General features: G+C 37.9%; 10 protein-coding genes and 1 pseudogene. 6 read left to right on the forward strand and 5 right to left on the reverse strand.

What is annotated here, in order from left to right:
- Positions 1–31 precede the first annotated feature (31 nt).
- Positions 32–571 carry a hypothetical protein gene (locus BM383_RS14075; RefSeq protein ID WP_143106425.1) on the reverse strand — a complete coding sequence of 180 codons (540 nt, stop codon included), beginning with the start codon at positions 569–571 and terminating at the stop codon, positions 32–34.
- Between the two features lie 164 nt (positions 572–735).
- Between BM383_RS14075 and BM383_RS14080 the strand changes: the two genes are divergently transcribed.
- From BM383_RS14080 to BM383_RS14095, 4 genes are all read left to right on the forward strand, one after another.
- The gene (locus BM383_RS14080; protein WP_245766594.1) at positions 736–1,902 is read left to right on the forward strand and encodes an efflux RND transporter periplasmic adaptor subunit; all 1,167 of its coding nucleotides are present in this window, start codon (positions 736–738) and stop codon (positions 1,900–1,902) included.
- A gap of 32 nt (positions 1,903–1,934) precedes the next feature.
- Positions 1,935–5,129, forward strand: coding sequence for an efflux RND transporter permease subunit (locus BM383_RS14085; RefSeq protein WP_093025784.1), 3,195 nt, complete (start codon positions 1,935–1,937; stop codon positions 5,127–5,129).
- Positions 5,130–5,148: 19 nt separating this feature from the next.
- Positions 5,149–6,687 carry an efflux transporter outer membrane subunit gene (locus BM383_RS14090; protein ID WP_093025800.1) on the forward strand — a complete coding sequence of 513 codons (1,539 nt, stop codon included), beginning with the start codon at positions 5,149–5,151 and terminating at the stop codon, positions 6,685–6,687.
- Positions 6,688–6,900: 213 nt separating this feature from the next.
- A complete protein-coding gene (locus BM383_RS14095) occupies positions 6,901–8,094 on the forward strand; it encodes an MFS transporter (RefSeq protein WP_093025785.1) in 1,194 nt (397 codons plus the stop codon).
- Between the two features lie 137 nt (positions 8,095–8,231).
- Here the strand turns inward: BM383_RS14095 and BM383_RS14100 are convergent, their stop codons facing one another.
- The 3 genes from BM383_RS14100 to BM383_RS14110 all read right to left on the reverse strand — a co-directional run bounded on the left by BM383_RS14100 (position 8,232) and on the right by BM383_RS14110 (position 11,528).
- The gene (locus BM383_RS14100; RefSeq protein WP_143106426.1) at positions 8,232–8,621 is read right to left on the reverse strand and encodes a hypothetical protein; all 390 of its coding nucleotides are present in this window, start codon (positions 8,619–8,621) and stop codon (positions 8,232–8,234) included.
- 84 nt (positions 8,622–8,705) lie between these two features.
- Positions 8,706–9,266: a sugar O-acetyltransferase gene (locus tag BM383_RS14105; protein WP_093025787.1), complete on the reverse strand. Its 561-nt coding sequence runs from the start codon at positions 9,264–9,266 to the stop codon at positions 8,706–8,708.
- A gap of 216 nt (positions 9,267–9,482) precedes the next feature.
- On the reverse strand, positions 9,483–11,528 hold the full coding sequence (locus BM383_RS14110) for a sialate O-acetylesterase (protein ID WP_245766595.1): 2,046 nt from the start codon (positions 11,526–11,528) through the stop codon (positions 9,483–9,485).
- Between the two features lie 145 nt (positions 11,529–11,673).
- Here BM383_RS14110 and hemG point away from each other — a divergent pair, with 145 nt between their 5' ends.
- Both hemG and BM383_RS14125 read left to right on the forward strand, forming a co-directional pair.
- On the forward strand, positions 11,674–12,231 hold the full coding sequence (gene hemG / locus BM383_RS14115) for a menaquinone-dependent protoporphyrinogen IX dehydrogenase (protein ID WP_093025788.1): 558 nt from the start codon (positions 11,674–11,676) through the stop codon (positions 12,229–12,231).
- 2,205 nt (positions 12,232–14,436) lie between these two features.
- A complete protein-coding gene (locus tag BM383_RS14125; RefSeq protein ID WP_093025790.1) occupies positions 14,437–15,096 on the forward strand; it encodes a DUF6000 family protein in 660 nt (219 codons plus the stop codon).
- 13 nt (positions 15,097–15,109) lie between these two features.
- Here BM383_RS14125 and BM383_RS18725 read toward each other — a convergent pair.
- Positions 15,110–15,238 (reverse strand): annotated as a pseudogene (locus BM383_RS18725) (IS110 family transposase); the annotation flags it as partial.

A 15,238-nucleotide genomic window follows, 5' to 3' on the forward strand; every position in this document is an offset into this window, starting at 1 on the left:
TTTTAAGTATTTGGATTGAAAAAGTGTTTGTTTATTTCACTTTATAAAACCAATTGTAAGTCCCGTTATCTGCTTTGGTATATGGAAACTCATACATTACATTCATTATATCCTGATCATACAATCGTTGTATCTCGACTGTTTTTTTAATTCCATTTTCCAAAACGTGAAGTAGCAAGACTTTAATTTCTATATGTTCTATTTTTTGAACCTCCAGAATTTCTTGTTCCTTATAGATTTCATTATCTCGTAAGTATAATATAACCCCATTTTCTGCCATATGGATGTGATATTGGTGTACACTGTTTTTTAATCTTTTGTAACGAACCAGCAAAGGAGCAGTAGAATCCACAAACTTGGTTTCTCGCCATTCCCAGGTACCTTTTAGGAAAGAAACTTCAGAATCTGTGTTGAGTAAGGAGACAGACAAATCAATAAATTTTAGTAATTCAAAAATACGCTTTTTAATAGAATGCCAAAGAATCAAAGCAAGTGTGAAGAATCCGAATGTAACCCAGATAGTATACACACATTGATTCCATTGTAAACAATGTGTGTAAAATTTATACAATTATTTACATTTTTTCACATCTCTTAAAGATTTCATAATGCCAAATAAGACTACTTTAACTCTTTGAAAATTAGTTTGTAAACTATAAATGATGCTTGGTATGAATTTTTGGGCATCATTATTTCTAATAAACTGACCGTATAACCATTTAACCCTTGGAATTCATGAAAGTTCAATACTATTTAAAAATGAAATATATGCGACCAGCGTTATTGTTCTGTGCAATAACCTTAGGCCTATCTTCATGTAAAGAAGAAGAAAAGAAAGATGAAGGATTACCATTGCCGGTAATGTCTGTGAAAGAAGAAAGTGCTGCAAAAGGATTTCAATACCTTGGTTCTATTGAAGGAGTTGAAACTGTAGAATTAAGACCTCAAGTAGAAGGTATTTTGGAAGAGATTTACGTAGATGAAGGAGATTTTGTAGAAAAAGGTCAACCTTTGTTCAAAATAAATAGTCAGCCTTATATGGAAGACTACAAGAATGCATTGGCAAATGTGAACTTGGAGAAGGCCAAACTAGAAAAAGCAAAAACAGACGTAGAAAGATTACAACCGCTTATAGATAACGAAGTGATTTCGGAAGTTAGAATGAAATCTGCTCAAGCCGATTATCAAGTAGCGTTGTCATCTTTACAAAGAGCACAAGCCGAAGCTGCCAATATGCGAATCAATTTAGATTTTACTACCATAAATGCTCCAGTGAACGGCTTTATGGGTAGAATACCAAAATCTATTGGTAACGTTGTAAAGAAAACCGATGCTGAACCCTTAACAGTACTTTCAAATGTGAATGAAATCTATGTGTATTTCTCCATGAGTGAGTCGGACTATCTTTATTTCGAAAGAGCCAAAAATGATACGCTTTCCAACAAAATGAACAATAAAGTGAAGTTGGTATTGGCAGATGGTTCGGTTTATGACCATACAGGAAAAATTGATGCAAACTCTGGTAATATTGATAAAACTACAGGTTCTATCACGCTAAGAGCTAAATTCCAAAATCCTGATACACTTTTAAGATCAGGAAACACGGGTAAAATTTTAATGGAAGAAATTTATCCAAAAGCAATTCTGGTTCCTCAAAGTGCTACCACTTTTATTCAGGATAAAAAATTCGTTTTTGTACTAGATGAAAATAATATAGCTCAACGTAGAGAGATCATAACCTTAGGTAGATCTGGTGATAGTTATATCATCAGTCCAAAAAGCTTAACTCCAAAAGATAGAGTAGTGACCAGTGGTTTAGACAAATTAGCTAGTGGTATCAAAGTAAAGCCTATTCAAAGAGGAAAACTACTAGCAGACGAACAAAAACCAAGTAACTACTAGAGACCAACAACCAATCACCCAAAAAAAATTGCATGTTTAAGAAAATTATCCAAAAACCTGTGCTAACGCTGGTTATTACCATTATCCTTGTGTTAGCTGGGGCAGCGAGTATCGCAACATTACCGGTAGAACGTTTTCCGGAAATTGCGCCGCCTAGTGTAAGTGTTGCTGTAAAATACCCTGGTGGTAATGCAGAAACCGTAGCAAAATCAGTATTGTTACCTATAGAAGAAGCATTGAATGGTACCGAGAATATGACCTATGCAAACTCCACAGCGAGTAACTCAGGTTCTGGTCGTGTAACGGTATATTTTAAACCGGGTACCGACCCTGATATTGCAGCTGTAAATATTCAAAACCGTATCTCGGTAATCAACGAAAAGATTCCGCCAGAAGTTTTGGAAGCCGGTATATCGGTTACCAAAAGAATGAAGGGTAGTATTATGACTATAAACATTTATAGTGATGATCCTACGTATGACGAAACGTTTTTGAATGCGTACACGCGTATCAATATTCGTAGAGAATTGAAACGTGTAGACGGTTTGGCAGAAGCTTCTATTTTGAGACAACGTGACTACGCTATGCGTATTTGGTTGAATCCACAAAAGATGGCATCCTACGGATTAACGCCTAGAAACGTTTACAACCAAATTAAAGATCAAAACTTTGAGGCAGCTCCTGGTAAATTTGGAGAGAATTCAAATGAGTTGTTCGAAATAGTAATGAAGCATAATGGTAGATTTAATCAAATCGAAGATTATGAAAATCTGATTATTAAATCAAACCTGAAAGGAACTTCGTTACACTTAAGAGATGTTGCCAGAATTGAGTTTGGAGCTTCCAACTATACAAGTGAAAACAGATTGGACGGGAAGCCATCGGTAACTATTGATGTTGTTCAGCAAAGTGGAGCAAATGCTAATGAAATAGATAAAAGTATCCGTAAAATACTTGAAGATCAGGCAAAATTATTTCCGGAAGGAATTCATTATCAAATTACGTATAGTGTAAGAGATCAGATTGATGAGTCTATGAGTCAGGTGGTTCATACACTTGTAGAAGCCTTTATTTTGGTGTTTTTGGTAGTGTTTATTTTCCTTCAAGATTTTAGAGCTACTATTATTACGGCGATTTCCATTCCGGCTTCGTTATTAGGTACTTTCTTTTTCTTGAAGATCATAGGAGCATCTATGAACGTGTTGAGTATGCTTTCATTGGTATTAGCTATTGGTATTGTAGTGGATGATGCCATTGTAGTAATGGAAGCGATTCACGAGAAAATGACCCATTTGAAAATGTCTGCTAAAGAGGCAGTTTCGGCGGCCATGGACGAGATTACCAGTGCTATTATTTCTATAACCATTGTAATTGCTGCGGTGTTCTTACCGGTAGGATTTTTAACGGGACCAACAGGAGTTTTCTATCAGGAATTTGCCTATACCATTATTTTTGCGGTATTAATTTCCGCGATCAATGCATTGACGTTAACACCTGTCCTAACCAAGATTTTCTTCGGAAAGGAAAAAAGTAATAAAAAGAGAACCGGTGTTTCTGCCAAGATTGCGAATGCTAATTCTGTAAAGAAAGCCAAAGCTGTGCGTGAGAAAGGTTTTCAGAAGTTCGATTCTTTCTTTGATCGTTTTACTACAGGATATTTAAAAATAGTAAAGTGGTTTTTAATTCGTAAGTGGGTAGGATTAGGGCTGTTGGCCGTGATTATAGGATCTACAGTATTATTATCAAAAATTACGCCTAGCGCATTTATTCCTACAGAGGATGATAATTTCTTGATCTTTTCATTGAAAATGCCGGAAGGTTCATCATTACACAGAACCAATGTGGCACTGAGAAAAGCAGATTCTATCTTACAGAAAGATGAAGCAGTGGCTGGTGTGAATACCGTATCTGGGTTTAATATTGTAGACAATGCAGATAGTCCTTCATCAGGTATGGGGTATGTACAGTTGAAACCGGGGGAAAAAAGAGGAGAGGTTCAAGATATTCAGGCTGTGATCAAAAGATTGCTTGGTAAACTGGAATCTATAGATGAAACTAATTTCAATATGTATCCACGACCTACCGTACAAGGTTTTGGTAATTTTGATGGAGTTCAGTTTATGTTGCAAGATAGAGCAGATGGAGACCTTGGTGAATTTGGTCAAATGGTGAATGAATTCATTCATACCTTAAATACGCAGAAGGAAATAGACAATGCCTTTACTTCCTTCAATCCAAACTTTCCGCAGTTCAAGCTGAATATTGATTATGAAAAAGCCAAGAATATGGGGGTAAGCGTAAAAGATATGATGTTTACCATTCAGTCTTATTTTGGTAGAGTACAGCCGGGAGATTTCAATAGATTTAGTAGACAATACGGAGTGTATATGCAAGCGGATATACAGTATAGAGAAGCTCCTGAATCTTTCAATAGTATTTTTGTAAAGAATGATGCAGGAGAAATGGTTCCTGTAAATACCATCGTAAAACTAGAACAAGCATACGGACCTGAAGTTGTAAACAGATACAATTTGTACAACGCAGCGAAGATTAACGTAACGCCTGCACCGGGTTATAGTACAGGAGATGTTATGGATAAGATCGAAGAATTGACGGAAGAGAAATTACCGGCAAGTTTAGGATATGAGTGGACAAGTATGAGTTTGGAAGAAAAGAACTCTGGTGGAGATACCATTATTGTTTTTGCTATCATCATTCTATTGGTATACTTTATTTTGGCATCGCAGTATGAAAGTTTCTTATTGCCGTTAGCGGTAATGCTTTCGCTACCAGCTGGTATTTTTGGAGTATTTGCAGCCATCAATCTTGCAGGGATAGATAATAATATCTATGTACAAATAGGTATCATTATGTTGATAGGATTGCTGGCAAAGAATGCCATATTAATTGTAGAGTTCGTAGCTCAAAAAAGACGTTCTGGATTACCGGCTATGGAAGCTGTTTTAGAAGCTAGTAAGTTGCGTATTCGTCCTATTATCATGACCTCTTTGGCCTTTACGGTTGGTTTAGTTCCGTTAATGTTTGTACACGGTTCTTCTGCAAAAGGTAACCATTCGGTGAGTATTGGTACTGCCGGCGGTATGGTTAGCGGTATTGTATTGGGTATATTCATTATTCCGGTACTGGCGTATGTATTTCAAGTGTTGCATGATAAATTCAATTTGGAGAAATACGGAGCATCAGAGGACAAAGCAGAAATCAACTAAAAAATCAAAAAAAGAAAAAATGAAATTCACCTTTAAACATATACGAACATCTTTAAAGCCCAACGGATTACAGTCGGTGCTGAAAGTGGGTGTTGTTGCCATCTTACTTGCACTCGTAGTCACGGGCTGTAAAGTAGGAGATCCGTATCAAAGACCAGAATTTGAAGATGTATCTGCAGATTATTATCAGGCTTCAGATTCTTTGCAAACCGATACCATTGCTGCAAAAATGGCCATGAACGATAGCATTTTATTGTCTAGCATTCCATGGAAGCAGTACATCAAAGATACATTGTTAACGTCTTTGATAGACACAGCCTTGGTTCGTAATATAGATTTGAACAAAGCATTGCAGAATATGCAAATAGGTTTGGAACAACTAGAACAGTCGAAAGCAAATTTATATCCATCTCTGAATAGTAATCCGGCAGGTTTTAGAAGAGATTATTATTCTCAGAATTACAACAATTACGGTTCCAACAGAGCTAGAAGAAATCATAGTGAAGAGGATGTTCCTACGAGTTTGTATACAGAGCGTTTAGAGTATACCATGGCGCTTGAATCTAGTTGGGAAGCCGATATATGGGGTAAATTACGTTGGAAGAAAGAGTCAGCACGAGCTCAATACATGAAGACACAGGAGTTCAAAAAGGCTGTACAAACAGCTTTGATTGCTGAGGTTTCTTCTACTTATTACAATTTATTAATGTTGAAAGCTCAATTGGCTGTAGCCCAACAAAACTTTCAATTGAATGATAGTACGCTGCGTATTGTAAGGTTGCAATATGATGCAGGGGAAACCACTTCTTTGGCAATGCGACAAACACAATCGCAAATGTTGAAATCAAAATCGTTGATTCCACAATTGGAGCGTGAATACACCATTATGGAAAACCGATTGAATAGCTTGTTGGGAAGATCGCCTCGACCTATTGAGATCAACAAGCAATTGGGAGATGTAAACTTTCAGCAAGAATATGGTACCGGAGTACCTTTGGATTTGATAAGAAACCGCCCGGATGTTGCCATTTCAGAATATGAACTGATTAGTAGCAATGCACAGGTTGGGGTTGCCGAGGCCATGAAATACCCTTCGTTAACCATTAGTGCCAGTGCGGGTTTAAATTCATATCAATTGAAAAACTTATTAGATCCGGTGAATTCAGGTTTTGCCTTGTTAAACGGAGCGTTGTTTCAGCCAATTTTTAATAATAGAAAGTTGAAGACAAATTACAGAGTGGCCATGGCACAGCGAGAAATAGCTCAATTGAATTTTAAAGATAAGTTGATTGATGCAGTAGGCGATGTATCCAATGCATTGGCCACCATTGATAAGTTGGAGGAAGAATATGAGATTGCGCAGGACAGAATTGTGGTAACGCGTCAAGGATTGAAAGATGCTGCCTTACTGTTTAAAAGTGGTTTTGCTAATTATTTGGAAGTAATCACCGCCCAAAGTGATGCACTGGAAAGTGAGTTGTATTTGATTCAGATCAAAAAGCAAATACTTATTGCCAACATAGAATTGTACCGAAGCCTTGGAGGCGGATGGAAATAAAATAGATAGTTTAGGTTAAATTGGTTAGGTTGTTAAACCCTCGTTGTACGTCTTGTACAGCGGGGGTTTTCATTTAGTAGCAACTAAGGGGATTGTTAAGGATACTTCTATTTTTGTGATGGGCTTAACAAGGAAGCATTGATATTTACAATGAAATATCAGATTTTTACAAAATGAAATCATCTTGTAAACGCGATATTTGTAGTTAAAAAAATGAACCATTCCCCAGAAAAACCCTCTTCAACAAAACAAGGACTCAGCAAATCACAAATAGCAGCTATGTCTGTTACCTCAGGAATTTGTGTAGCCACCATCTATTACAATCAACCTTTGTTACATGATATAGCCCAAACTTTTAAGGTAGATGATAATGCAGCCGGCACTATAGCCGTATTGGCACAAGCCGGTTATGGGTTGGGATTATTTTTTATTACTCCGCTTGGGGATAAAATGGATCGAAAGAAATTGATTCTTATTCAGCAAGCCTTATTGGTAATTGCTTTGTTAGGAATGTCTTTTGCGCCTAGTATTCTATGGGCAGTAATTTGCAGTTTGGTTATTGGATTTACGGCTATTGCAGCTCAAGTGATTTTACCGTTAGCAGCGTCACTATCTCCTAAAGACAAAAAAGGAAATACGGTGGGTGTTATTTTCACCGGAATTTTAATAGGAATATTAGCTGCTCGAGTACTTAGCGGTTATATAGCCGATTGGTTTGGTTGGGAAATGGTGTATGTAGTTGCGGCAGTTTCGGTAATGATCACATTTAGTATCAGTTGGTTTGCTTTGCCCAGTACACCGCCGGAGTTTGATGGAAGTTATAAAGATTTGATAGGTTCTGTATTGAAACAGATCAAACGGTTTGGATTATTGCGTAATACCGCTACACTAGGAGGTTTGGCATTTGGAGTCTTTTGTTCGTTCTGGGCAACACTCACATTTCATTTAAGTGGGGATCCCTTTCATTACAGTACCGATACCATTGGATTGTTTGGAGCCCTAGCCATTGGTGGCGCATTGTTAGCACCCGTAGTGGGTAAAATGGCGGACAAAGGAAAACCTCAAAAAGCACAACTACTTGCCTTAATCATTTTAACGGCTAGTGTGTTGCTCATGTTGATCTGGCCAACAGATCTTTGGGCCATCTTAGCAACTGTTTTCTTTCTGGACGTTGGGGTACAGTCTATACAAGTGACCAATGTAGCCTTGATCTATACGTTGGATGCATCTGCACACAGCAGAATAAATACGGTATATATGACCGGATATTTTATAGGAGGAGCTTTGGGTTCTTTCGTCGGTATCCACTGTTGGGATCTATGGGGATGGACAGGCGTAGTCTATCAACTATTGGTTTGGTGTGCGCTTGCTTTTATCGTATTAGGATATAAAATGCTAAAGAAGTAGGAAGTACAAACATGCCTAGGTATGAACTATAGCATCTGCTGATATTTTAGTACGATCCTTCAAAATCACTCGTTAAGTGTGCGTCTATTTATCAAGATTTAAGACTTAAGGGACCAAAACATCAGCAGGCTATTGGTTTAATATTCGTATAACAATATTGGTAGATCATTTTCACAATCAATACCAGTTGGTTCTTGTGTAATGGAACAATCTGATGAAATACCCCATTTTTCATTGTAATCCTTTTCAGCTTCGGTATAGGCATCTACCATAGCAAAGAATACTGTGGTATCTATATCCATATGAAAAGCAAGGTAGGAGGTAGGTCCACCGCAGGCTTTGGTACCTACAGGAGTGTACAGCCAATCTGCGGCGTTTGTACATGTTGTAGTTTGACCATATGCTTTTAAAGTGGCATATTGTTCCTGTAAGCTTTGTGCATCTTCTTCTTGAGTACTATTGTTATCTGAAGTACAAGACATCAATGAGCTGATACAGCATAGCATAATCAAATAGCGATATTTCATTAGTTCGGTATGTTTATATGCAATAGATACCTATACTAATAAAAGGTTGCGTAGCATAAACACTCTAGGTCTGTTTAGGTATTACTATTTCGGTATTTCCCGAATCACTTTACAAGGATTTCCTGCAGCGAACGTATCAGAAGGAATGTCTTTGGTAACCACACTACCTGCACCAATGACAACTCGATCTCCAATAGTAACACCCGGGCAAATGGTAGCATTGCCACCAATCCAAACATCTTCCCCAATGGTAATTGGTTTACCAGCTTCCAGACCACCAGCTCTTTCTTTGGCATTCATGGGGTGAATAGCACCATAAATTTGCACAGACGGACCAATAAGTGTACGACTTCCAATGGTGATAGGCATAATGTCTAGGACGGTACAATTGAAATTAAAATACACCTTTTCACCTAGTTGCAAATTGTACCCATAATCACAATAAAAAGGGGGTTCTATCCAAAGTCCTTTTCCGGCATTGGGTATCAGCTCTGCTACCAAATTATTACGTTCCTTGACTTCATGTGGTTTGCTATCGTTTAAGGCTTTCAGGAGTGTTCGTGTTCTTAACCGATCGTCTGCAAGTTGTTCATCCATCGCGTTGTACAAGTCTCCGGAGATCATTTTTTCTTTTTCTGATTTCATAGGGTTGTGGTTTTGGTACAAGATACCATTTATAGCAGGATTGCCATACCAGATCTTGTTAAAACTGATTAGAAAGAAAGGCTGTCTTCAAACTTTTTAGCTATAAATAGTTTTATTGTTTTGAAAACAGCCTTTTGTGGTAACTCCTTTAATAGGTTGATGGTTATTGATAATATCCCAAAGGATGTTTAGCTATCAACTTATATAACACTAATTTTATTTACTACCCGTTATCCCCGGCCAATCATCTGTACGAAACGGTGATGCAGGAAGTGCTGCTTCGTTGTACAAATTCACATCAGGGTTGGCATCCCAACCGTAGCGTACAGCTACAGGATTAGGTACTTTTGGAGACGATACCCGTACTTGATTTCCTTCGATCACTGCAGTTGCCCAATAGAATTTTTGATCTTCTCCGGCAATTGCAAATCCTTTAAGCGGTGTATTGTCTTTGGTTTGTAGTCCATTTGCATGATCAAAACTAATGACAATGCTGTTGTCCTTCTTTTCAAATGAACGGTACAGCGGACCAGAAAACGGAATTCTTTCGCCATAAACCTTATTTAAAGCAATACGAGCCAAACGCGCTCCTACTTCTTGCTTGTTCTTTGGATGAATGTCATCTGCATTTCCTATGTCTATAGCCACCGCCATTCCTGTGTTTGGTAGTTTCAAAGCATTCAACTGTGCTTCTCTCAATTCTGCCCATTCTGATGCTTGTGGTGTCTCTTTTCGTTGCATATAGGCAGCCAATTGTACAAAGTAGAATGGCATTTCACCATTTGAAAACTGAGCTCTCCAATCTTCAATCAACGTAGGGAAGAGCTTGTTGTACTGCGCGGCACGGCTGGCATTGCTTTCACCTTGATACCATATCACTCCACGGAATGGAATCTTCAATAGCGGATGAATCATGGCATTGTACAAGATGGTTGGTTGGTTAGGTGGTCCCGGTATGTAGGGTCTTGGTGCTACCTCTTTAAGGTCTACACCCACCTGGTATTGCCAATTTCCTGCTAAGGAAATAGTATCGGTTCCGGTAGTGAGGTATAATTGGTTTTCACTCCCATAGATACCACCGCCGCTAGCACCATCAAATACACGAATGGTGATGCGATTATTTCCTTTCTGAAATGTATTGGCAGGAATCTCATAGGCACGTGCTACATTGTACCCCACGGTTTCACCTACTTTGGTACCGTTTACCCACGTCATGTCTTCATCATCTGCAAAGAAATGTAGGGTAGCGGTATTTGCAACTTGCTCTGCTGTAAGCTTAATTTCCTTTTGAAACCATACAGATCCGTCTAGATCAGGAAGTGGAGTTACATCCCAATAATTGGGTAATTCCATTGGTTTCCAACCCGTTTTAGGTGGATCGTGTGACCAAATTGCATGCCCCATATCCATTCCTTTATCAGCCTTTAAAACTTCAGCATTCCACTGATCTAGTTTTAATTGATTGGCTTTTTCTATGGCTAATTTTTCTTCTTCAGAAGCAGTAAGTGCTTCAATCTCTTTATCAAAATCATGCAAATTACGTAAGGCATCGGCACTGGTCCAGGCTTCTGCCACGGTACCTCCCCAAGAGCTATGAATTAACCCCACGGGAATCTGGGTGGTTTCATACACTTTACGCGCAAAAAAGTAGGCTGTACTTGAAAATTCCGGAATGTTTTCCGGGCTACATACTTTCCAGCCATTACCGTCTATTTGAATAGTATCTTGCGGCGTATCGGCATATTGATGTGTGGCCTGCAGCAAGCGAATCTTTGGATAGTTGGCATTCGCAATTTCCTCTTCATAATTTTGAATTTTCCCCCATCCGGCTAGTGGCATTTCCATATTAGATTGACCCGAACACAACCATACTTCGCCAATTAATACATTGTCTAGGGTATATATCTCCTTGTTTTGTTCTATAGTAATCTGGTAAGGGCCTCCGTATGCAGGCGTTTGCAGGTCTACAGAAAAGTCACCCTCTGCATTTGTTTTAACCATATAGGCTTTCTCATCCCATGAAGAGGTGATTTGCAGTTCTACATTGGGTGTCGCCTCTCCAAACAGCGGTACGCTGCTCTTTTGTTGCAATACCATGTTACTGGAAAAGAATGGTGGTAAAACAATCTTTTGTGTGATTTCAGGCGTTTGGTTACAGGCAACGATACATACTACCAATGCCAGGTACGCCAGTTTTTTTACATACTTCATTTGATATGATGCTTTGATTTGTTTGTTTTCACTGTAAAGATAGGTATTCATAGACTGATATCTTACATCGTTTTCGTAAAACTAGTGGCTCTTTTACAGAAAAAACCCTGCTTGTTCGTTTTCAAACTTGCGCTAAGTTTTGTAATTTTAATATTGATTTTTAACACAAAGGGTAGTACTTCTCATTCACGTGCTTATGAGGCGTATTTGTATTGTATACCACACCACAGACGGGCATACCCGTGCCATTGCAGACTTTTTAAAGCAAAGTCTTCAGTGTCAAACCATAGCGGTGACGCTATTACCACTGCGCGACTTCTATGCAACCGATATTCCCACGTATGATGTGCTGATCATAGGTGCCAGTATACGCTATGGAAAACATGCCCGTAAAGTGCGTACATTTTTGGAAGATCATGCCACTGCTTTACAAAAGATACAAACGGCTTTTTTCTCTGTGAATCTTGTAGCACGGAAAGCAGATAAAAACACTCCAGAGACCAATCCGTATACTGCTAAGTTTTTACAGAACTTATCATGGCGACCAGATACTTGTGCCGTTTTTGCGGGAAAGCTGGACTATGCCCGCTATGGTTTTTTTGACCGATGGATGATTCGCTTGATCATGAAATTAACAAACGGCCCTACGCGTACCGAAGATCCACTAGTATTTACAGATTGGGATGCTGTGGCTGCCTTTGCCCAGCATGTTCGGTATCGAGCATTAGAGCGATTGTTGGTTCATTGGGAGTGATGGTGTGTGAGATCCTGACTTTCTGTGTATTTTCTATTTCATGTTGAATGTTTCTTCTAGTAGTTTAGACTGTTAGTATATTAAATTTTTAGATTTGTTGGTTAGATACTGCCTACTAAACATTTTTAAAACATCCGTCATTCTGTGCCCCAACATGGAATCTCTCTGCTATAAGCTATCTGCTTTCTCGGTGGCTGAGTGGTTTGTAAAATGCAATGGAGCAAAGTGTACCGAAGCCGATTTCATTATTTTGAATGTTGAAATATACGTTATATGTCACGTTGAGCGGAGTCGAAACGCCAAGTTTTACCCTTTCAGGGTTATTCATTTCTTTTGCTTGTCCAAAAGAAACGAACCAAAGAAAACGACACCCTTTTTAAGGAATTTTTTGCTGCTTGTTACCACAGCATCAAAAACCATCCGGCAAACTCCGCGTCGCTCCACCGCTCCTGAATCTCGGAGCTTTGCTCGGATATATTCTATAAAAAGGAAATTTAACTTTACTCAGATGTTTTTTTATTACAATAGCTAGGGAAATAATTATCAGCTAAAGGCTGTCTGTTATTGGTTGAAAGCTGTATACTTTTCCGGTGGCTGAGTGCTTTGTGAAATGCAATGGAGCAAAGTGTACCGAAGCCGATTTTGTTATTTTGAATGCTGAATTATACATGTTGAATGCTTCTTCTAGTAGTTTAGAGTGTTAGTATATTAGATTTTTAGTATATTAGTTTTGTTGGTGAGATACTGCCCCTTATATATATTCAATTTCATGGGGTATTGAAATCAAGATTACAGTGTAGCATGATGATGTATCCAATATTTTTTATTACTTTTAGGTACGGCTTTGATAAACCTTTTATTTACTGTTATTTCCAAAGTCCCTTGAAAACAGACGTCCGTTTTATAAAAAACGGACGTCTGTTTTTATAGAAACGCACGTGCGTTTTGTTCAAAACACCCGTGTGTTTCTTTTCAATCAAACGGTTGAAAACATCCAATGAACCGTTTGTTTTCATTCAATCTTCCTTATAAACAATTAGAACATACCTAGTGGATACACCAGTGTACATGTTCTTAATCATGATTTTGTTGCTCATTGAAGATACTTAACTACAAAATACTTATAGGAGATGCTTTGAGGTGTAACTCAAAGGAAATGTTCAATATACAGTTTGTATATATCCTAAAAAGTGAGTGGTAAGAGTAGCTCAAAAGAAAAGAGCACGGAGTGGTACAAGGTATACAGAAGATTGGTACAAGGTTGGTAACAGGATGAGCAGTGGGAGCATAGTGTTTGCTTACAGAACGCTTACAGGATGGTAACAGAACGGTAAGAGAACGTGACTAAAGTGTCCGATTTATTTTTGGTATTGTGCAGTATATCAACGTTTTAGTAAAAACGAAGTGCCCGAAACTGTAATGCACGTGTCCGATATGTTTTTGTAGGTTGTTTATTTTCAAGTTTTTACGGAATTTAGCCTTGGTTCATGTGTTGAATGATTGATCTAAAAAACAGTGTATTATGGTAGGAATTAATTATCAGTTACTTGTAGCAATTGTTGGAAATAGCATTACAAATTTGTGCAATTTTGTGCATATCTGTGGGAATCTGTACCCATGTGTGGCGTATGATACCATTTTATTACCGTTAGTACGTAATGATACTCAAATGTACCCAACGTGACCAAATGTTACATTTTCGTAAAACAACCCTGCGTGTTTGTTGCAGTGTTGTTGCAGTAAACGGTGAGTTTCCTTTACGAAAACGCCATTTTACCAAGGAAGACTGGAACAAAACTGGGAGCAAACCCCTTGGGAGGTGGTTTAGAGGCCACTGTAACTACTACAAAAGTATCCTTGAGTGTTGCATTTTTTTATATCTTAGTTGTTGTAATGGTTTTTATTGTATTAGCTACAAAGAAGCCTCGCTCTAAGAGCGATGTACTTGCTTCCATAAGCACCTAGCATGTGTGCTGCCTATCGGTATCCAACCCGACATACAGAGGGATATTCCTTTGGACCTTAGCTAAGAGATGAAACCAACCCCATGCTTTTTATACAAAACTCCTCTTTTTGGAGGTGTATGTCTATGGTCTTTAGATGGCTGTTTGTAAGATTTTTTTGGAATAAAAATTTAGAATTGCGTAAAAAGTTATATCTTGTTCATGATATAAACGAGTTGTACGCAATTTGCCCGAACCGAAAATGGACGAAAACACAAAAAGACAAATCGAATTACATTCTGCTGGAGCAACAGTAAGACACAGAAGTTCATTTGAGGAATTGGTGCATTACTCGAACGGAACAAAACTCGAACCTGATTTTATAAAAAAGTGGTGCGTTCCTTTCTATATGTTTCAGATAAATAATACGAATGAATTTATAGAGAAACTTAAGCCAATAAAAGACAATTTGAACACTGATGTTGTTAAGAACTTACTCGGCGATTTTAATTGGAGAACACGAATTGTCGGAGCGTATTTCTCGACAATAATGGATTTAAAAGAAGTTGAGGATATAATCGGAATTCATCTTTTAAAAAGTCAAGTTTGTTATGCCGGAACTGGATATTGTTTGACTTTAGCTTCTTTCAATACAAAAAATGGAATTGAATATTTAAAAAAATATCTTGATTATTATTTGACACAAAAACATTTACATTTTGACCAAAGAGACGCTATGTCCGCACTAAAATGGACTGACCAACTTAACGGAACAAATGAAATGGAAAAATATTTGGATTTGTACAAAGATTGGGTTTCCGACAAATATGCTCAAAACTTAGAACATTCATTTGAGGGATTTAAAAGTCAAATGGAGAGTTTAAATAAAATAAAAACTGCGTACAACAAAGATCTGAGTTAAAAAACAAGACTATTTAGGATAATTTAGAGATATAATTTTCATCATAAGGTCTTGCTGATTTAGCTATTGCAAAAGCTTGTTTTAGAAGTTTATTTGCTACGGCAATAAGCGCTAGTTTTTTACTTTTTCCTTTGGCTACTAA

It is taken from the genome of Pustulibacterium marinum (genome assembly GCF_900116665.1).
GTDB lineage: Bacteria > Bacteroidota > Bacteroidia > Flavobacteriales > Flavobacteriaceae > Pustulibacterium > Pustulibacterium marinum.